This window comes from Ectothiorhodospira mobilis (genome assembly GCF_016584115.1).
Classification (GTDB): Bacteria; Pseudomonadota; Gammaproteobacteria; order Ectothiorhodospirales; family Ectothiorhodospiraceae; genus Ectothiorhodospira; species Ectothiorhodospira mobilis.
Genome location: NZ_NRSK01000042.1, coordinates 1 through 18387, shown reverse-complemented (window position 1 = coordinate 18387; position 18387 = coordinate 1). Strand labels below are relative to the sequence as shown.

The window sequence follows — 18387 nt, the reverse complement described above, 5'->3', positions numbered from 1 at the left end:
GATCCGGGGCCAGGGGGGGAACGCCGGGGATCTGCGGGGCCGTCTCACCTGGCGCCGCGGGGCCTTCAGCGATCCCGGCGGGCGTCTCGCCGGGGAGGGCCTGGAACTGGTGCTGGAGGGTGCCGCCCGCTCCGTTGCGGGGGGCTGGGAAGGCGATCTTGAAGCGGATGCCCGTGGGGGCGGGGTGTATGCGGACCCGGTGTTCCTGGATCTGGATGCCCGCCCGCTGGATCTGCGCCTGCGGGCCAGGGGGCAGGGGGAGCGGCTGCAGGTATCGGGACTGCGTCTGCACTGGGGACAGGACCTGTCCCTGCGGGGAGAGGGCCGGTGGTCCGGGGGGCGCTCCCCCGCGGATCTCCAGGGCCGCCTGGACGTGGATCGGGCCCGTTTCCCCGCGGTCTACGAGGCCCTGCTGCAGCCCTTTCTCCGGGGCACCGTCCTGGGGGATCTGGAGACTGCGGGTGAAGTCTCCGCCCGCCTGGACTGGCGCGGCGGGCGGCCCGTGCGCGCGGCGGTGACCGCCGACGGGCTGTTTGCCGACGATCGCCGTGGCCGCCTCGGCCTGTATGACGCCGATGCCCGCCTGCTCTGGGATGCCCGGGGCGGGGCGCCGATGAGTCACCTGGGGTTCATGGGGGGGCATCTCTACCGCCTGCCCCTGGGGATGACCCGCATGGCCCTGCAACTGCAGCCGGACGGGCTGCACCTGCCCGGGGAGGTGCGCATCCCGTTGCTGGACGGGGCCCTGCGTGTGCATACCCTGGCGCTACGGGGATTGGGCACGGGGGATCCGCAACTCGCTCTGGATGCCAGCCTTATGCCGGTGTCCATGGGGCAGCTGGCGGCGCACCTGGGCATGCCCCCCTTCCAGGGCATCCTCTCGGGCAGCATCCCCGGTGTGCGCTACCGGGAGGGTGTGCTGTCCGTGGGGGGGCGTCTGGCGGTGCGGGCCTTCGACGGCCTGGCGGTGGTGCGGGATCTCAGCCTGCGGGAACCCTTCGGCCGGGCCCCGGTGCTCACCGGCGAGCTGGCCCTGGAGGGGATGGACCTGGCGGCCCTCACCGACGCCTTCGCGTTCGGCCGCATCCGTGGCCGCCTGCACGGCTACGCCCGGGACCTGGAGTTGGTGAACTGGTCCCCGGTGCATTTCGACGCCGCCCTGTACACCCCGCCGGAGGGGGATTTCCCCCGGCGCATCAGCCAGCAGGCCCTGGATAACCTGGTGGACCTGGGAGGCGGTGTCGGGGGGGCCCTGGGCAGCGGTTTCCTGGGGCTGTTCGACACCTTCGGCTACCGCCAGCTGGGCCTGGCCTGCCGCCTGGAGGGGGCCGTGTGCCGCATGCGCGGGGTGGCCCCGGGGCCGGAGGGACGGGGGTACTACATCGTCCAGGGGGCGGGGCTGCCCCGGGTGAACGTCATCGGCCATACCCGGGAGGTGGCCTGGCAGGACCTGCTGGCGCGCCTGGCGGCCGCCCTGGAACGGGGGGGTGCACAGGGGGAGGTCCCCGGGCCCTGATCCGGCCCGTTCGGGCCCCCGGGGCCTTCTTGATGCCCGGGGCGCCCTGGCCGACACTAGGGGGAACCCCATCGCCCCGCAAGGAATCCCCATGAACCTCCCCGCCCGACGCCTGCTCCCCGGTGCCCTCGCGGCCCTGCTGGTGACCCTGGCGCTGTCCGCCTGCGTCACCGTCAATATCTACTTCCCCGCGGCCGCGGCCGAGGATGCCGCCCGCACCATCGTGCGCGACGTGCTAGGGGAGGAGGCGGGCGGGGAGCGCCCGCAGGAGACCCCGGATGGGACACCGCAAACGCAGCCGGAGGCCTTCCATGATGCCGCGGGGCGGCTGCTGGTATCGGCCCTGGATCTGCTGGTGCCCCCGGCCCATGCCCAGAGTCCGGATATCGATATCCGCACCCCCGCCATCAACGCCCTGCGGGCCTCCCTGCGGGCGCGCAACGACCAGCTGCGTCCCCACTTCCGCTCCGGCGCCATCGGCCTGACCCGGGACGGCAGCGTGGCCGTGCGGGACCTGAAGCAGGTGCCCCTGCGGGAACGGGCCCGGGTGCAGCAGCTGGTGGCGGAGGAGAACGCCGATCGCAGCGCCCTTTACCGGGAGATCGCCCGGGCCAACGGCCACCCGGACTGGGTGGATGAGATCCGTGAGACCTTCGCCCGGGTGTGGGTGCAGGAGGCCCCGGCAGGGTACTGGTACCAGGATCGCCAGGGGCGGTGGCAGCGGAAAGGATCATGAAGGCCGACCGCCCCGGCCGGCTGCACCGTTTCGCCATGGCGCTGGGGGGCTGCCTGGCCCTGTGGTGGGCGTTGACGGGGGGAGATCCCGGTTCCTGGATGCTGGGGGTTCCCGTGGCGGTGGCCGCGGCCGCGGCGGTGTTTCTCCTTCCCCCCGGCCCGGGCTACCGGATCCGTCCCTTCGGGGCCGTGGCCTTTGCCGGGTATTTCCTTCTCCAGTCGGTGCTGGGTGGGGTGGATGTGGCCCGCCGTGCCCTCGCGCCGCGCCTGCACCTGGATCCGGGGTTCGTGCAGTATTCCGTGGCCCTGCCCCCGGGGCCGGCCAGGACCTTCTTCATGGCTGTGATCGGACTCCTGCCGGGAACTCTGAGTGTGGGGGTGCGGGGGGCGCGGATCCGGGTGCATGTCCTGGACCGGGGGCAGGATGTACCGACGCAGCTGCTGCGGTTGGAACGGCGGGTGGCCGCGCTGTACGGCCTGGTCCCGCCAGGGGGGGCGGGATGATGACCGTGTTCTGCATCGCCGCGGCGCTGTTTCTGTTGTTCACTGTGGCGGTGGGCATGCTGCGCATCCTCAGGGGGCCCGAACCGGGGGACCGGATGCTGGCGGCGCAGTTGTTCGGCACCGCCGGTGTGGCCATTCTGTTGCTGCTCTCCAGGGGGCTGGATCGACCCGCGCTGGTGGACGTGGCCCTGGTCTTCGCCCTGCTGACGGCGGTGGCCCCGGTGGCCTTTGTACGCCAGCAGGAAGGGGCGGGCCGATCGCGGGAGGAGACATGATCCAGGGGATCGGCATGGCGCTGATCGGCATCGGCCTGGTGTTCTTTGCCGCCGGCAGCATCGGCATGCTGCGCTTCCCCGATGTGTTCACCCGCCTGCATGCCCTGACCAAGGCGGACAACCTGGGACTGGGGCTGGTGGTCTTGGGGCTGTTACCGCAGGTGGGGGGGATGGTACAGGGGCTGAAACTGCTGTTGATCTGGGGGCTGGTCCTGGTGGGGAGCGCTGTGGGCAGCCACCTGGTGGCCCAGGGTACGTTGTGCCCGGGGCGCAGGATGCCGGCCCGGGGGGAGGACGACGATGGCTGAGGTGATCCGCGCGTCCCTGTTGATCTTCGATGGATTGCTGGCGTTGACCCTGGTGGGGGTGGCCTGGCAGTTGCTGTTTGGCCAGGGGCTGTTCCGTTCGGTGCTCCTGTTTATTGCCTTGGGTCTGCTGCTGTCCCTGACCTGGGTGCGCCTGGGGGCACCCGACGTGGCCCTGGCTGAAGCCGCGATCGGTGCCGGCGTCACCGGTGCCCTCCTGCTGGTGACCCTGGGCCGGCTGCGGCGTATGGCCACGGGCCATGCAAGGGATCGGGGGAAAGGGTCGTGAACCCCCGGCCCCTGTCGCTGCTCTCTGGGGGGCTGTCGGCCCTGCTGGCGCTCCTGCTGGTTTCTGCCCTGTGGGATACCCCGGTGCACGAGGGGGTGTCCGCCTCCGTGGCCGGGGCGATGGGGCACACCGGTGTGGCGCATCCGGTGACGGCGGTGCTGCTGGACTTTCGCGCGTATGACACCCTGCTGGAGATGGCCGTGGTCCTGCTGGCGGTGCTGGCCACCTGGTCCCTGGGCCGCTGCGATACCCTTCCCGCACGTCCGGTGCAGGGGCCGGTGATGAGGGGTGGGCTGCGCCACCTGATCCCGCTGGCGGTGCTCACCGGCGGCTATCTGATCTGGGCCGGGGGCGCCGGAAGTGGCGGCGCCTTCCAGGGGGGCGCCGTGCTGGCGGCGTCCGGGGTGATGTGGGTGCTGGCATGGCCGCGCCGACCCGATCTGCCGGCGCCGCTCGGGTTGCGGGTCGGGGTGACCCTGGGCGTGGCGGTGTTCCTCGCCATCGGTGTGGCCGGGCTGCCCCTGGGACCGGGCTTCATGGGATATCCCCCGGGGTGGTCCTATGGGCTGATCCTCACCGTGGAGACGGCGGCCGCCTGCTCCATCGCCCTGTCCCTGGTGCTGCTGTTTTTGGGGGGACGTCCCTGGAGGGATGCAGAGGATGGCTGAATCCTTGCACGCCTGGCCGTTTTTCGGCAGCGGGGTGCTGCTCTTCGTGCTGGGGCTGCATGCCCTGGTCACGAGGCCCCATCTCCTGATCAAGGTGCTGGCCTTCAATGTGATGGGCTCCGGGACCTTCATGGTGTTGCTGTCCGCCGCCGCCCGGGGCTCCGGGGAGCCGGATCCGGTGCCCCAGGCCCTGGTGATCACCGGCATCGTGGTGGCCGTGAGCGCCACCGCCGTGGCCCTGGCGCTGATGCTCAGGCTCTACCCGATTCTCGGTGGCGCCGGCCTGCCCCCCGGTCCGCCGGAGGATTGAGAGGCCCATGGAGGGGATGAGCGACGGCCTGACCTGGGCGGCCTGGCTGCTGATCGTGCCCCTGGCCGGGGCCCTGCTGGCGGGGGTGTGGCCCCGGGCAGGGCGCTGGATCGCTCTGGCCACCTCTGTGCTCGTCGCCCTGCTGGCCCTGGGGGCCGCCGCCCAGGTCTGGACCCAGGGCCCGCAGGTGGTGTCACTCGGGGGATGGGTTCCGCCCCTGGGGATCGGTCTGCGGCTGGACGGTCTGGCCGCCTTCATGCTGCTGGTGGCCGCCCTGGTGGGGCTGTTCGTAGGGGGCTATTCCCTGGGATACATCCCCCGGGATGGCCACGGGGAGCGCTTCTGGGCCCTGTGGTTGTGGCTGTGGGCCGCCCTGAATGCCCTGTTCCTGTCCGGCGATGTGTTCAATCTCTATGTCACCCTGGAGCTGGTGGTCCTGGCTTCCACGGCCCTGGTGGCCCTTTCCGGTGGTGCTGCCGCCCTGCTGGCGGCCATGCGTTACCTGATGGTTGGCCTGCTGGGTTCCATGGCCTATCTCATGGGGGTGGCCCTGCTGTATACCCAGCACGGGGTGCTGGACCTGGGGCTGCTGGCGCAGCGGGGTGGGGAAGGGACCGCCATGATGCTGGCGGCGACCCTCATGAGCGTGGGCCTCATGGCCAAGGCGGCCCTGTTCCCCCTGCATGTCTGGCTCCCTCCGGCCCACGGCAGTGCCCCCGCCCCGGCCAGCGCCCTGCTCTCGGCACTGGTGGTCAAGGGGGCCTTCTACATCCTGCTGCGATTGTGGTTGACCGTCTTTCAGGATCTGGCCCACCCCGGGGTCATGCAACTCCTGGGGGGCATGGGGATGCTGGCCGTGTTCTGGGGCGGCTTCATGAGCCTGTCGGCGGATCGGCTGAAGCCCCTGGTGGCGTATTCCACCGTGGCGCAGGTGGGGTATCTGTTCCTGGCCTTCCCCTTCCTGCTGGCAGGTCCCGGCGGCTGGCACGCCGCGGTGTTCCTGGTGGCCGCCCACGCCACCGCCAAGGCCTGCCTGTTTATGGCAGCGGGTAACCTGCAGGAGGCCAACGGTGGTGACGACCGCCTGGCCTCGGTGGCGGAGGTGATGCGTGCCCGGCCGTTGACCAGCTTCGCCCTGGGCATCGCCGGCGCCAGCCTGGTGGGGCTGCCCTTTACGGTCGGCTTTGTCGCCAAATGGATACTGCTGCAGACCGCCATCACCTCCGGGGCGGCGTTCTGGGCGGTGGGAGTGGTGGCAGGCGGTCTCCTGACCGGTGCCTACGTGTTCCGGCTGCTGGGCCCGGCGTTCCGCCCGGGTCCGGGCCGTTCCGGCCGGCCTGTGCCGGTGCTCAGGGAAGGGGTGACCCTGGCCCTGGCGCTGGTCTGCGTGCTGCTGGGGTTCGCCGGTTCCGCCGGCCTGCGGTTGATCGCTGCGACGCCCGTCGCTGGGCCAGGGGGCTGAGGGATGGAGGCGCAGGGCGGGTACATGCTGGTGGCCATCCTCCTCACCTCCCTGGCGCCGGGGGTGACCATTTTCTTCCTGCGGGAGGAGCAGTTCGCCCTGCGCACGTTCCTCAATATGGCCGGTGCTGTATTCAAGGTGGTGCTGGTGGTGGCCCTGCTGGTGGGGGTGTACCGGGAGGGGTACACCTACCGTTTCAGCGTCACCCTGCTCCCCGGGATCGACCTGGTGCTGGCTGCGGACGCCCTGTCGCTGCTGTTTGCCAGTCTCTCCGCCACCCTGTGGTTGGTAACCACCGTCTATGCCATCGGCTATCTGGAGGGATCACCGCGGCGCAGCCGCTTCTTCGGCTTTTTCAGCCTGTGCGTGAGCGCCACGGTGGGGATCGCCTTCTCCGGCAATCTGGTGACCATGCTGATCTTCTACGAGATGCTCACCCTGGCCACCTGGCCTCTGGTGCTGCACCGGGGCACCCCCGAATCCTTCCGTGCCGGCCGCATCTATCTGGCCTATACGCTGTTCGGCGGTTCGGTCCTGCTGGCGGCTGTGGTCTGGCTTACGGTACTGGCCGGCTCCAGGGATTTCACAGCCGATGGATACCTGTCTGCGCTATATCCGGAGCACGGTACGGCCCTGACCGCCCTCTTTGTCCTGCTGATTGCGGGTTTCGGCGTCAAGGCGGCGTTGTTGCCCCTGCACAGCTGGTTGCCCCGGGCCATGGTGGCCCCGGCACCGGTCAGCGCCCTGCTGCATGCCGTGGCGGTGGTCAAGGCGGGGGCCTTCGGCATCGTGCGTGTGGTCCATGATGTCTATGGCATCCCCCTGGCAGTGGAGATGGGTGTGATGCGACCGTTGATGTGGCTGGCCATCGCCACCATCGTTTATGGTTCGGTGCGCGCCCTGTTCAGCCAGGACCTCAAGCGAAGGCTGGCCTTCTCCACAGTGAGCCAGGTCTCCTACATCGTGTTGGGGGTGTCCCTGGCGGGACCACTGGGGGCCATGGGCGGGCTGGTGCACCTGGTGCACCAGGGGGTGATGAAGATCACCCTGTTCTTTTGTGCCGGCAACTTTGCCGAGACCCTGGGGATCCACCGCACCGGGGAGATGGGGGGCGTGGGTCGGCGCATGCCCTGGACCCTGGCCGCCTTCACCCTGGCGGGCCTGGGCATGATCGGGGTGCCCCCCATGGCCGGTTTCATCACCAAATGGTACCTGGGCCTGGGGGCCCTGGAAAGCGGGCAGGGCTGGGTGATCGCCGTCCTGGTGATCAGCAGTCTCCTCAACGCCGCCTATTTCCTGCCCCCCATCCTGATCGGGTGGTTCGGCTGTCCCGCTGCCCCGTGGGATCGGGAGCGTTTCCGCGGACATCGTCTGGAGACCCACTGGATGCTCCTGCTGCCCACCTTGATGGTCGCCCTCCTGGCCCTGGGGATGGGTTTGCTGGCCTCGGCGCCGTACAGCCCCCTCGGTTGGGTGAGCTTTATCTTCGGGGTGGCCCCCGGTCACGGGTCGGAGGGATTTGCCGGGGGGGCCGGGCCATGAGCATCGGCGCCACCGCCCTGACCCTGGTGCCCCTGGCCCCGCTGCTGCTGGCCCTGGTGCTGCCGGCGGGGAAGGGGGCATGGCGCCTGACGCCGCTGGCCGTGCTGCCGGCCCTGGGGGCGGTCCTGCTGCTGCCGGACGCCACCCGGGCCCATCTGCCGGAGGTGCTGCTGGGGGTGCGGCTGGCACTGGACCCGGTCAGCCGTGGCTTCCTCCTGGCCGCGGCGCTGCTCTGGGGGGCGGCGGCGGTGTACGCCCGGGGGGATCTGCGCGACGACCCCCATGTGGTGCGCTTCCACGTCTTCTTCCTGCTGGCGATGGCCGGCAATCTGGGGCTGGTGGTGGCCGCCGATGCCGTGGTCTTCTACACCTTCTTCGCCCTGATGAGCCTGGCTTCCGTGGGGTTGGTGGTGCACCGGTGCACCGCCGAGGCCTGGCGGGCCACCTGGGTCTACTTGGGCATGGCGGTCCTCGGCGAATTGTGCCTTTTCACCGGCCTGATCCTGCAGGTGCATGCCGTCGGTGATCCTTCCCTGGAGAGGCTGGTCCTGGAGGCACCGCCGGATGGGCTGGCGGTGAGTCTGATCGTGGTGGGCCTCGGGGCCAAGGCCGGCATGGTGCCGCTGCACCTGTGGTTGCCCCTGGCGCATCCCGCCGCACCCACCCCTGCCAGCGCGGTGCTCTCCGGGGCCATGATCAAGGCGGGTCTGCTGGGCTGGCTGTATCTGATCCCCCGGGGGGAGGCCATGGCCGGGGTGGGGACCTGGCTGTTGGTGGCCGGCCTGGCCGGTGCCTGGTTCGGGGTGCTGGCCGGGGTATTGCAGCAGCGGCCCAAGACCTTGCTGGCCTATTCCAGTATCAGCCAGATGGGGTTGATGACTGCCGGCATGGGTCTGGCGGTGCAGGCGCCTGAACTGGGCCCGGCCCTGACTGCAGCCCTGGTCTTCTACGTGGTGCACCACGGTCTGGCCAAGGGGGCCCTGTTCCTGGGGACGGGGATCGCAAGACAGGTATCGCTGCCCTGGCTGCTGCTCGGTCTGGGGGTGCCCTCCCTGGCCCTGGCTGGCTTGCCGCTCACCAGCGGGGCCATGGCCAAGTCCCTGTTGAAGACCCCGCTAGAGGCAACCCAGGGGGATTATTCGGCGGTGTTGTTGCTCATGGCCCTGGCGGCAGCGGGCACCGCCGTGCTGATGCTGCGTTTCCTGGCCTTGGTGCTGCCCGGGGCGGGGCGTGACGGAGGCGGGTCCTGGGCCATGCGGCTGCCCTGGTTGCTGCTGGCCCTGGCGGCACCGCTACTGCCCTGGTGCTGGGATCCGGCGGCGGCATGGGCGCTGCTTTCGCCGGGGAAACTGTGGACCGCCGCCTGGCCTCTGCTGCTGGGGGTGGGTGTCGCCCTGGCGGGGTTCCTTCTGTTCCGTCGGGTCCGGGTGCGCGTGCATCTTCCCGAAGGGGACCTCTGGTGGCTCCTGGAGCGGGCCGGTAGGGCCGGGGTGCAGGCCGTGGCGCGGCAACCGGTGTTGTGGCGATCGCCGGGAGGGACGTTGTATGCCCGGTTGGGGGCCTGGCTGGTGCGGGGATGGGGGACCCTGCAGGACCGGGCCCTGGAGGCCGAGCGCCATATGCGCCGCTGGGAGGTGCTGGGAGGGGGGTTCACCGCCTGGATCCTGATCCTGTTTGGCGTGCTCTGGTGGGGCTTAGGGGGATGACCCCGCCTGGGCGCGGGGGAGGGCCCAGGCGGTGCTCATGGCGGCTCATGGCGGCGTCTCCAGGGCGGCGAGCACTGCATCGGCGGCGCTGCGGCTCACCTGTCCGGCCTCGTCCACCCCCATCCAGGTGACGCGGCCGCTGTCCACGATCATGGCGTAGCGCTGGGAGCGGATGCCCATGCCGCTGGAATGGGCGTCCATGTCCAGGCCCACGGCGCGGGTGAATTCGGCGTTGCCGTCGGCCACCATGCGGATCCGGTCGCCCACCTGGTGGATCTCGCCCCAGGCGTTCATGACGAAGATGTCGTTCACCGCCAGGCAGAGGATGCGTTCGATCCCCGCCGCTTTCAGGCGGTCGTGGCGGGCGATGAAGCCCGGCAGGTGGATACCGGAACAGGCCGGGGTGAAGGCCCCGGGAACGGCGAACAGGGCCACCCGGTAGCCGGAGAACAGCTCCAGGGTGTTCACGGGCTGGTCCCCCGCCGGGGTCATGATGCGCAGGGTGATGTCGGGGAGGGGATCACCGATGGCGATGGACATGCGTCTCTCCTTGTTCGGCGTGGTGCGGAATAGTCTAATGCATCGGACGGCAGATCAAGGCGGTGACCCGGATCCGTTGCAGCCCCCGTGCAGCCGGCCCGGGTAACGGAGGGCAGTGGATATGACCATCAAGGGACGCTCGGAGGAATGGCTGCACCTGCTGGCGGAGGAGGACGCCCGTCGTCTGCCCCGCCTGCGGGGGCGCCTGCTCATGGCGGCCCGCGCCGGGGTGCTCATCGGGCGGGAGGTGGCGGGGGGGCCGCTCAATCTCCATGCCATGAGCCTGGTCTACACCAGCCTGCTGTCCATGGTGCCGCTGCTGGCCCTGGCCTTCTCCGTGCTCAAGGCCTTTGGCGCCCACAATGCCGTGTAGCCCTTCCTGCTCACCCTGCTGGAGCCCCTGGGGGCCCAGGGGGCGCAGATCGTGGCCAATGTGGTGCAGTTCGTGGAGAACATGCGCGTGGGGGTGCTGGGCTTTGTGGGGCTGGCGTTCCTGTTCTTCACCGTGGTGGGGATGATCCAGAAGGTGGAGGCCGCCTTCAACTACATCTGGCAGGTGAAGACGCCCCGCCGCCTGGTGCAGAAGTTCTCCAACTACCTGAGCGTGATCCTGGTGGGGCCGGTGCTGGTGTTCTCCGCCCTGGGGATCACCGCCTCGGTGATGGCCACGGACATCGTCCAGCGGCTGATGGACTATGGCTGGATCGGGGGCTCGGTGGAGCTGCTCTCCCGCCTCGTGCCCTACCTGCTCATTACCCTGGCCTTCACCTTCATCTACATCCTGGTGCCCAATACCCGGGTGCGGCCCCTGCCTGCCCTGGGGGGCGGGGTGGCCGCCGCCCTGCTCTGGCAGACCACGGGCTGGGGCTTTGCGGCCCTGATGGCGGGCTCCACCCGCTACGACGCCATCTATTCCGGCTTTGCCATCGTGATCATGCTGCTGTTCTGGCTCTACCTGAACTGGCTCATCCTGCTGGTGGGCTCGCAGGTGGCCTATTTCCTCCAGAACCCCCGGCGCCTGCAGGCGCCGCAGCCGGCGGCGGCGGACCTGCCCACGGGGGTGCACGAGCGCCTGGCCCTGGCGGTCATGGCCTGTGTGGCGCGGCGCTTCGCCGCAGGGGACGCCCCGCCCCGGGAGGCGGATGACCCCCTGGGGGCGGTCTACCAGGAGATGGACGAGGCCCTGGAGGGGGCCCTGGGGGGGCGCAGCCTGCGTGCCCTGGTGGAGGCGGAGGAGGCGGCCGGTGCCGGGTCGGGGACCAGAGGGTGCGGATAACCCGGGACGGGGCGATCCATGTCATGGAAATGTCATATGGGATTCACAAACACGACACCCTGCGTTCGCATACTCTCCCCCGTCGGAAATCGCGGCCCGCGATGCGTGGCATCGTCGGCCCATCATCCCTGCCACCCATCCTTGGAAATGAGGAAGATGATGAAACACCTCAAGAAAGCCCTCGCCGCCGGCGTCTCCGCCGCGCTGCTGGCCTCCGGCCCCGCCCTGGCGGAGGACGTGGATCCCAACCTGCCCGAGTACGAGCGGGTTTCCGGTGTGTCCGGCAACCTGTCCTCCGTGGGTTCCGACACCCTGAACAACCTCATGACCCTGTGGGCCGAGGAGTTCAACCGCTACTATCCCAACGTCAACATCCAGATCCAGGGCGCCGGTTCCAGCACCGCCCCGCCGGCCCTGACCCAGGGCACCTCCAACTTCGGCCCCATGAGCCGTCACATGAAGTCCTCCGAGGTGCAGGCCTTCGAGGAGGCCTATGGCTATCCCCCGACGCCCGTGGCCGTGGCCGTGGACCTGCTGGCGGTGTACGTGAACAAGGACAACCCCATCAAGGGCATGTCCCTGCCCCAGGTGGATGCCGTGTTCTCCTCCACCCGCCGCTGCGGTCATCCCGAAGACGTCACCCGCTGGGGCCAGCTGGGTCTGACGGGCGCCTGGGCCGATCGGGATATCGCCCTCTATGGCCGTAACTCCGTCTCCGGCACCTATGGCTATTTCCGCGAACACGCCCTGTGCGGCGGGGACTACAAGTCCACGGTGAACGAGCAGCCCGGTTCCGCCTCGGTGGTGCAGGGGGTGACCGAATCCGTCAACGGCATCGGCTATTCCGGCATCGGCTATCGCACCTCCGGCGTGCGCGCCATCGCCCTGGGCAAGAGCGAAGACGCCCTGTATGAGCCCACCGCCGAGAATGCCGCCAACGGCAATTATCCCCTGGCGCGCCAGCTGCTGGTCTACACCAACAAGCATCCCAACCGGGACCTGTCCCCCATGGAGCGGGAGTTCCTGAAGCTGGTGCTCTCCAAGCAGGGTCAGGAGACCGTGGTCAAGGACGGCTATGTGCCCCTGCCGGAATCCGTGGCCGCGCAGCAGCGTGAGAAGGTGGATATCGACTGATCCACCCCTCGGGTTCGAGCCGCGAGCGATCGCCCCGCCCCGGTGGGGCGATCGCCTTTCATGCGGCCGCTTTAACCGAATTGTCATCTTGCTGGGTTACCGTGTGCGCCGTCCGCCCCTGGGCGGACCGTGTCCCCGTCATCCAGCTCGCAAGCATCCAGGACGGCTCTCCCCATGAACGAATCGGTCGTCGCATCCCCCGAACGTGGCGCCCCCGGTGCCCAGCCGGGTCTCCTGCCCAGCGGCAGGCGCCGGGCCCGGCTGCGCCGTTGGCGTGCCTTCAAGGATTCCGCGGCCCGTTACGGCATCGGTACCGCCGGTGTGGGGGTGGTCATGGCCCTGGCCCTGATCTTCGTCTACCTCTTCTCCGAGGTCCTGCCCCTGCTCACCCCGGCGGATGTGAAGCCGCTGCAGCGCTACGAACTCCCCGTGGAGGCCGGCGCACAACCCGCCTATCTCTCCATGGAGCGTTATGAGGAGCTTGGGGTCGTCTTCTCCGACCGGGGAGAGGTGGGCTTTTTCGAAACCGGCAGCGGCAGGGTGCGCGAACGCGTCCCCCTGCCCGTCCCCGAGGGGGTGGAGGTCACCGCCTTCAGCCACGCCGAGACCGGCCAGAACCTGGCGGTCTACGGCCTCTCCGACGGCCGTGTCCTGGTGGGGCGCCATACCTATGCGCTCACCTATCCGGATGACCGGCGCTACATCGACCCCGGTGTGGAATATCCCCTGGGTCAGGCCCCGCTGGAGTTGGATCCGCAGGGGCGTGCGCTGCATTCGGTGGCCATCCAGGAGGGCGACAACGGCTTCGCCCTGGCGGCCATCACCGCCGACCAGCGGCTTTTGTTCTCCCGCATCACCACCTCCACCAATGTCTTCACCGGCGAGACCACCGCCGAGCGGGAGACCTACACCCTGCCGGCGGTGCCGGACCGCATGCGGCAGGTGCGGGTGACCCGGGACCATCGTGCGGTGTTCGTCATCGGGGCCTCCGGCAGCCTGCATTACTATGACGTCACCCATCCGGGGCAGGCGCGGCGGATGGAGTCCCGCCAGGTGGTGCCCGAAGGGGAACAGATCACCGCCACGGCCTTCCTGGTGGGGACCCGATCCCTGATCACCGGCGGCTCCGACGGTTCCCTGGATCAGTGGTTCCTCGCCCGCGGCGAGGATAACGTGCGCCGCTTGGTGCATGCCCGCTCCTTCGAGGACCACGACGCCGCCATCACCACCATCGCCCCGGAGAAGTCCCGCAAGGGCTTCTATGCCGGGGATGCCTCCGGCACCCTGGGGATCCACTACGCCACCTCCGACCGGACGCTGCTGCTCAAGACGGTGGCCGATGCTCCTATCAGCCACATCGGTGTATCCCCGGTGTACGAGGCCCTGCTGGTGGCCTCCGGGGACGGGGCGGTGCAGTTCATGGACCTGCGCAACCCCCATCCGGAGTATTCCCTCCAGGCCCTCTGGGGGTCGGTGCTCTATGAGGGCAACGAGGAGCCCATGTATCAGTGGCAATCCTCCTCCGCCTCCGATGAGTTCGAACCCAAGTTCAGCCTGGTGCCCCTCACCCTGGGCACCCTGAAGGCGGCCTTTTTTGCCATGCTGTTCGCCATGCCCCTGGGGCTCATGGGGGCCGTGTACACGGCCTACTTCATGCATTCCAGCGTGCGGGGCTTCGTCAAGCCCACGGTGGAGATCATGGAGGCCATGCCCACGGTGATCCTGGGCTTTCTCGCCGGGCTGTGGCTGGCCCCCTTCGTGGAGAATCACCTGCCCGCGGTGTTCAGCATCCTGCTGCTCATGCCCCTGGCCATGATCCTGACGGGCCTGGTCTGGTCGCGCCTGCCCGACGCCATCCGACGGCGCGTGCCGGCGGGGCTGGAGATGCTCATGCTGGTGCCCGTGGTGATCCTCCTGGGCTGGGTCTGTATCGCCCTGAGCCCGGTGGTGGAACTGCTCTTCTTCGGCGGCAACATGCGCCAGTGGTTCACCAACATCGGCATCGACTATGACCAGCGCAATGCCCTGGTGGTGGGCATGGCCATGGGCTTCGCGGTGATCCCCACCATCTTCTCCATCGCCGAGGACGCCGTCTTCAACGTGCCCAAACACCTCACCCAGGGGTCCCTGGCCCTGGGGGCCACCGCCTGGCAGACGGTGGTGGGGGTGGTGCTGCCCACCGCCAGCCCCGGCATGTTCGCGGCGGTGATGATGGGCTTTGGCCGTGCCGTGGGGGAGACCATGATCGTGCTCATGGCCACCGGCAACACCCCGGTGATGGATTTCAGCCTCTTTTCGGGCATGCGCACCCTCTCGGCCAACGTGGCGGTGGAGATGCCGGAGACGGCGGTGGGCAGCACCCACTACCGCATCCTGTTCCTCTCCGCCCTGGTGCTGCTGGTGATCACCTTCATCGTCAATACGGCCTCGGAGATCATCCGCCAGCGCCTGAGACAGCGCTACAGCAACCTCTGAGGGATCCGTCCCCCAATACGCCGGTCTGCCGGGAAGCTGAAGATGACGATCAGAAAATGGTTCAAGAGCGGTGCCCCCTGGATCTGGCTCAACGCCGGGGCCATCGCCGTCAGTGTGATCATGGTGGTGGGGCTGCTCACCCTCATCCTGGTGCGGGGCTTCGGTCACTTCTGGCCCGCCCCCATCCTGGAAACCCAGGTCACCACCCCCGAAGGCGGGAGCGTGCGGGTGGTGGGGGCGTTGGTGCGCTCCGAGACCATCCCCACCCAGGTCATGCGTGAATCCGGGATGAGCGTGCCCGACGACCAGCAGGTGGCCACGCGTCATCTCATCAAGCAGGGCAACCGGGACGTCACCGGCCGTGACTTCCGCTGGTACCCCGAATGGGCCATGTCGGAATGGCGTTATCCCGACGCCGCCCTGTGGATCGAACGGCGGGAATGGGGGGATTTCTACGGTTTCCCCCTGCGCCTGCTGGAGAACGGACGGGTCATCGCCGAGGGTGAGGCCCGGGTCTGGGAGGCCCTGCAGCCCCGGATCGAGCGCGCCAACCGCATCCATGAGGAGATCGAGTCCATCCAGCGGGGGGAGATCGGGCGCGTCAATTACCTCATGGAACGGGTGCGTCTGGATCAGCGCCGTGCGCAGATGGCCTTCGAGCAGGGGGAGATCGACGCCGCGGAACGGGACCGCCGCCTGGCGGAACTGGATGTCCGCCAGCAGGAATTGAGCGCGCGCTATGGGGAATTGCGCCAGCAGCTGGAGGACCTCTACGACCAGGTGGACCGGGATGTGCTGGTGGCCCGGGTCGCCGACGGCCGGGAATGGCAGGTGCCGGTGGCGCAGATCGTGCGCGCCGCCCAGCCCAATGCCATGGGCGTGTTCCAGAAGCTGGGCCTGTACGGGGAGCGGCTCTGGAACTTCTTCACCGGCTATCCCCGGGAGGCCAACACCGAGGGGGGGATCTTCCCCGCCATCTTCGGTACGGTGGCCATGGTGTTTGTCATGTCCATCATCGTCACCCCCTTTGGTGTGCTGGCGGCCATCTACCTGCGGGAGTACGCCCGCCAGGGTACGCTGCTGCGCATGATCCGCATCTCGGTGTACAACCTGGCCGGGGTGCCGTCCATCGTCTTCGGCGTCTTCGGGCTGGGGTTCTTTGTCTACTTCGTGGGCGGGGCCATCGATGAGGCCTTCTTCCCCGCCGCCCTGCCGTCCCCCACCTTCGGTACCCCGGGGCTGCTCTGGGCCTCCCTGACCCTGGCCCTGCTCACCCTGCCGGTGGTGATCGTGGCCACGGAGGAGGGGCTGGCCCGCATCCCCAGCACCGTGCGCCATGGCAGCCTGGCCCTGGGGGCCACCAAGTCCGAGACCCTGTGGCGGGTGGTGGTGCCCCTGGCCACCCCCGCCATGATGACGGGCCTGATCCTGGCCATCGCCCGGGCCGCCGGGGAGGTGGCCCCGCTGATGCTGGTGGGGGTGGTGAAACTGGCGCCCACCCTGCCGGTGGACGGCAACTTCCCCTATGTGCATCTTGAACGCAAGATCATGCACCTGGGCTTCCATATCTACGACGTGGGCTTCCAGAGCCCCAACGTCGAGGCCGCACAGCCCCTGGTCTACGCCACCGCCATGAGCCTGGTGGTGCTGATCGTCGTCCTGAACCTGACGGCCATCAACATCCGCAACCGCCTGCGCGAGAAGTACCGTGGCGAGTCGGATTGAGAAGAGATCGACGACAATGGACGAGACCCCGACCATGACTGAACAGAATCCCGCGAGCCACGGCCTGGCGGCCGGTCTCTTCGAGAACAGCGGCGCCAAGCGGCTGAACCTGGAAAGCGAGACCATCACCCTGGAGGTGGATCACCTGAACCTCTTCTACGGGGAGGAACAGGCCCTCAAGGACATCTCCCTGAAGATCCCCAAGCACCGGGTGACCGCCTTCATCGGCCCCAGCGGCTGCGGCAAGTCCACGCTGCTGCGCTGCTTCAACCGCATGAACGACCTGGTGGATGCCTGCCGCATCGAGGGCAGCATCCGTCTGGACGGCAAGGACATCTACGAGCGCAAGGTGGATGTGGCGGAGCTGCGCCGGCGGGTGGGGATGGTGTTCCAGAAGCCCAACCCCTTCCCCAAGTCCATCTATGAGAACGTGGCCTATGGCCTGCGCCTGCAGGGGGTACGCGAGCGCAAGGTACTGGACGAGGTGGTGGAACGCTCGCTGAAGGCGGCGGCCCTGTGGGACGAGGTGAAGGACCGCCTGAACCAGAATGCCTTCGGGCTCTCCGGCGGTCAGCAGCAGCGCCTGGTGATCGCCCGGGCCATCGCCATCGAACCGGAGGTGATCCTCCTGGACGAACCGGCCTCGGCCCTGGACCCCATCTCCACGGCCAAGATCGAGGAGCTGATCTACGAGCTCAAGGACCGTTACACGATCCTCATCGTGACCCACAATATGCAGCAGGCCGCCCGCGTCTCGGACTACACGGCCTACATGTACCTGGGGGAACTCATCGAGTTCGGCGACACCATGAGCCTGTTCACCAACCCCGAGCAGAAGGCCACCGAGGACTACATCACGGGCCGCTACGGCTGAGGCGCCGCAGCACGGGACAGGCACGGACCTTGGGGGCGGGGCGGCCCGTCGCCGCAGGGCGATACGAAACAGATCGAGGTGGACGGTGATGGACGAGAACAAACTGGGCGGGCACTACCTGCAGAAGTACAACGAGGAACTGGAGACCCTGCGCAACCGGGTGCTGAGCATGGGGGGGCTGGTGGAGACCCAGGTGGCCAATGCCGTCACGGCCCTGGCCACGGCGGACCTGGCCCTGGCGGACGATGTGATCCAGAACGATGTGCGCGTCAACAGCCTGGAGGTGGCCATCGACGAGCACTGCTCGGAGATCCTGGCGCGGCATCAGCCTGCTGCCAGCGACCTGCGCTTTATCATCTCCATCATCAAGACCATCACCGACCTGGAGCGCATCGGCGATCAGGCGGAGAAGGTGGCGCGCATGGCCGTGCACCTGGCGGAGAAGGACCGCCCCCGCAACCAGTACGCCGATGTGCGTGCCCTGGGGGAGAAGGTGACCCGGCTGGTGCACGACGCCCTGGACGCCTTCGCCCGCATGGACGTGGACACGGCGGTGAACACGGTGCGCGAGGACGTGAGCGTGGACCGGGACTACGAGACGGTGATGCGCCAGCACATCACCTTCATGATGGAGGACCCGCGTACCATCTCCCGCGCCCTGGACGTGATCTGGGCCATCCGCGCCCTGGAGCGCATCGGCGACCACGCCCGCAACATGTGCGAATACGTCATCTACCTGGTGCGGGGCAAGGACGTGCGCCACATCACCCTGGACGAACTGGAACGGGCCGTCCAGGAGGAGCGGAAGATGGCAGGCGGGAAGAAGCGCACCCCCGGTCAGGGGGAGGGCTGAACCTTCACCCGTGGCGGATCTTGTGGCCTCGGAGGGGCCTTGATCCGGCCCACCAGGTCCTGCCCAAGGATGGGGCGAAGGAAATCGGATCAGGCGGGTGGGTAGCAGAGGGGGCGGGGTGTGTCCGCGCCGGGTGTGTGCCGCAGGGATGCGGCACGCAAGCCTCCAGGGATGGATTCACGGCGTCCCGGCGCGGAC

General features: G+C 68.7%; 19 protein-coding genes. 18 read left to right on the top strand and 1 reads right to left on the bottom strand.

Features of this window, described 5'->3' with window-relative positions; all coding sequences use genetic code 11:
* From CKO33_RS12325 to CKO33_RS12275, 11 genes are all read left to right on the top strand, one after another.
* Positions 1-1516 (top strand): intermembrane phospholipid transport YdbH family protein (locus CKO33_RS12325; RefSeq protein ID WP_200182534.1); only part of this gene is annotated, 1516 nt, incomplete at its 5' end.
* Positions 1517-1607: 91 nt separating this feature from the next.
* Positions 1608-2252 carry a YdbL family probable chaperone protein gene (locus tag CKO33_RS12320; protein ID WP_200182533.1) on the top strand — a complete coding sequence of 215 codons (645 nt, stop codon included), beginning with the start codon at positions 1608-1610 and terminating at the stop codon, positions 2250-2252.
* On the top strand, positions 2249-2755 hold the full coding sequence (locus CKO33_RS12315) for a Na+/H+ antiporter subunit E (RefSeq protein ID WP_242472622.1): 507 nt from the start codon (positions 2249-2251) through the stop codon (positions 2753-2755). Before CKO33_RS12320 ends, CKO33_RS12315 begins: the two co-directional genes overlap by 4 nt.
* Entirely contained in the window at positions 2755-3030 is a 276-nt protein-coding gene (locus tag CKO33_RS12310) for an MrpF/PhaF family protein (protein WP_200182538.1), read from the top strand. Before CKO33_RS12315 ends, CKO33_RS12310 begins: the two co-directional genes overlap by 1 nt.
* Positions 3027-3338, top strand: coding sequence for a cation:proton antiporter (locus CKO33_RS12305; protein WP_200182532.1), 312 nt, complete (start codon positions 3027-3029; stop codon positions 3336-3338). Before CKO33_RS12310 ends, CKO33_RS12305 begins: the two co-directional genes overlap by 4 nt.
* Positions 3331-3624 (top strand): Na(+)/H(+) antiporter subunit B, encoded by a 294-nt coding sequence (locus CKO33_RS14040; RefSeq protein ID WP_200182531.1) that lies wholly within the window; start codon positions 3331-3333, stop codon positions 3622-3624. Before CKO33_RS12305 ends, CKO33_RS14040 begins: the two co-directional genes overlap by 8 nt.
* Entirely contained in the window at positions 3621-4292 is a 672-nt protein-coding gene (locus tag CKO33_RS12295; protein WP_439099444.1) for an MnhB domain-containing protein, read from the top strand. The genes CKO33_RS14040 and CKO33_RS12295 overlap by 4 nt, the downstream gene beginning before the upstream one ends.
* Positions 4276-4602 carry an NADH-quinone oxidoreductase subunit K gene (locus tag CKO33_RS12290; RefSeq protein WP_439099443.1) on the top strand — a complete coding sequence of 109 codons (327 nt, stop codon included), beginning with the start codon at positions 4276-4278 and terminating at the stop codon, positions 4600-4602. The genes CKO33_RS12295 and CKO33_RS12290 overlap by 17 nt, the downstream gene beginning before the upstream one ends.
* A gap of 7 nt (positions 4603-4609) precedes the next feature.
* Positions 4610-6064, top strand: coding sequence for a complex I subunit 5 family protein (locus tag CKO33_RS12285; protein ID WP_200182529.1), 1455 nt, complete (start codon positions 4610-4612; stop codon positions 6062-6064).
* 3 nt (positions 6065-6067) lie between these two features.
* A complete protein-coding gene (locus tag CKO33_RS12280) occupies positions 6068-7606 on the top strand; it encodes a complex I subunit 5 family protein (protein ID WP_242472621.1) in 1539 nt (512 codons plus the stop codon).
* 2 nt (positions 7607-7608) lie between these two features.
* Positions 7609-9312, top strand: a complete 1704-nt coding sequence (locus CKO33_RS12275) for a complex I subunit 5 family protein (RefSeq protein ID WP_439099447.1) — start codon at positions 7609-7611, stop codon at positions 9310-9312.
* Positions 9313-9357: 45 nt separating this feature from the next.
* Here the strand turns inward: CKO33_RS12275 and CKO33_RS12270 are convergent, their stop codons facing one another.
* Positions 9358-9852, bottom strand: a complete 495-nt coding sequence (locus CKO33_RS12270) for a peroxiredoxin (protein WP_200182527.1) — start codon at positions 9850-9852, stop codon at positions 9358-9360.
* A 121-nt stretch (positions 9853-9973) separates the two neighbouring features.
* Here CKO33_RS12270 and CKO33_RS14035 point away from each other — a divergent pair, with 121 nt between their 5' ends.
* The 7 genes from CKO33_RS14035 (at position 9974) to phoU (ending at position 18189) form a co-directional block, all read left to right on the top strand.
* A complete protein-coding gene (locus CKO33_RS14035) occupies positions 9974-10225 on the top strand; it encodes a hypothetical protein (protein WP_439099442.1) in 252 nt (83 codons plus the stop codon).
* Between the two features lie 6 nt (positions 10226-10231).
* A complete protein-coding gene (locus CKO33_RS12265) occupies positions 10232-11128 on the top strand; it encodes a YihY/virulence factor BrkB family protein (RefSeq protein ID WP_439099446.1) in 897 nt (298 codons plus the stop codon).
* Between the two features lie 159 nt (positions 11129-11287).
* Positions 11288-12262 carry a PstS family phosphate ABC transporter substrate-binding protein gene (locus CKO33_RS12260; RefSeq protein ID WP_439099445.1) on the top strand — a complete coding sequence of 325 codons (975 nt, stop codon included), beginning with the start codon at positions 11288-11290 and terminating at the stop codon, positions 12260-12262.
* Between the two features lie 174 nt (positions 12263-12436).
* Positions 12437-14737, top strand: coding sequence for an ABC transporter permease subunit (locus CKO33_RS12255; protein WP_200182525.1), 2301 nt, complete (start codon positions 12437-12439; stop codon positions 14735-14737).
* A 48-nt stretch (positions 14738-14785) separates the two neighbouring features.
* Complete coding sequence (gene pstA / locus CKO33_RS12250) at positions 14786-16462, top strand: phosphate ABC transporter permease PstA (RefSeq protein WP_200182535.1); 1677 nt, start codon at positions 14786-14788, stop codon at positions 16460-16462.
* A 34-nt stretch (positions 16463-16496) separates the two neighbouring features.
* On the top strand, positions 16497-17336 hold the full coding sequence (gene pstB / locus CKO33_RS12245; protein WP_439099441.1) for a phosphate ABC transporter ATP-binding protein PstB: 840 nt from the start codon (positions 16497-16499) through the stop codon (positions 17334-17336).
* A gap of 88 nt (positions 17337-17424) precedes the next feature.
* The gene (gene phoU, locus CKO33_RS12240; protein WP_200182523.1) at positions 17425-18189 is read left to right on the top strand and encodes a phosphate signaling complex protein PhoU; all 765 of its coding nucleotides are present in this window, start codon (positions 17425-17427) and stop codon (positions 18187-18189) included.
* Positions 18190-18387 lie beyond the last annotated feature (198 nt).

Excerpts from the sequence above, each read along its gene's own strand:
- CKO33_RS12320 (WP_200182533.1), top strand. The coding sequence starts at position 1,608 with ATGAACCTCCCCGCCCGACGCCTGCTCCCCGGTGCCCTCGCGGCCCTG.
- CKO33_RS12315 (WP_242472622.1), top strand. The coding sequence starts at position 2,249 with ATGAAGGCCGACCGCCCCGGCCGGCTGCACCGTTTCGCCATGGCGCTG.
- CKO33_RS12310 (WP_200182538.1), top strand. The coding sequence starts at position 2,755 with ATGACCGTGTTCTGCATCGCCGCGGCGCTGTTTCTGTTGTTCACTGTG.
- CKO33_RS12305 (WP_200182532.1), top strand. The coding sequence starts at position 3,027 with ATGATCCAGGGGATCGGCATGGCGCTGATCGGCATCGGCCTGGTGTTC.
- CKO33_RS14040 (WP_200182531.1), top strand. The coding sequence starts at position 3,331 with ATGGCTGAGGTGATCCGCGCGTCCCTGTTGATCTTCGATGGATTGCTG.
- CKO33_RS12290 (WP_439099443.1), top strand. The coding sequence starts at position 4,276 with ATGCAGAGGATGGCTGAATCCTTGCACGCCTGGCCGTTTTTCGGCAGC.
- CKO33_RS12285 (WP_200182529.1), top strand. The coding sequence starts at position 4,610 with ATGGAGGGGATGAGCGACGGCCTGACCTGGGCGGCCTGGCTGCTGATC.
- CKO33_RS12280 (WP_242472621.1), top strand. The coding sequence starts at position 6,068 with ATGGAGGCGCAGGGCGGGTACATGCTGGTGGCCATCCTCCTCACCTCC.
- CKO33_RS12270 (WP_200182527.1), bottom strand. The coding sequence starts at position 9,852 with ATGTCCATCGCCATCGGTGATCCCCTCCCCGACATCACCCTGCGCATC.
- CKO33_RS14035 (WP_439099442.1), top strand. The coding sequence starts at position 9,974 with ATGACCATCAAGGGACGCTCGGAGGAATGGCTGCACCTGCTGGCGGAG.
- CKO33_RS12260 (WP_439099445.1), top strand. The coding sequence starts at position 11,288 with ATGAAACACCTCAAGAAAGCCCTCGCCGCCGGCGTCTCCGCCGCGCTG.
- CKO33_RS12255 (WP_200182525.1), top strand. The coding sequence starts at position 12,437 with ATGAACGAATCGGTCGTCGCATCCCCCGAACGTGGCGCCCCCGGTGCC.
- pstB (WP_439099441.1), top strand. The coding sequence starts at position 16,497 with ATGACTGAACAGAATCCCGCGAGCCACGGCCTGGCGGCCGGTCTCTTC.
- phoU (WP_200182523.1), top strand. The coding sequence starts at position 17,425 with ATGGACGAGAACAAACTGGGCGGGCACTACCTGCAGAAGTACAACGAG.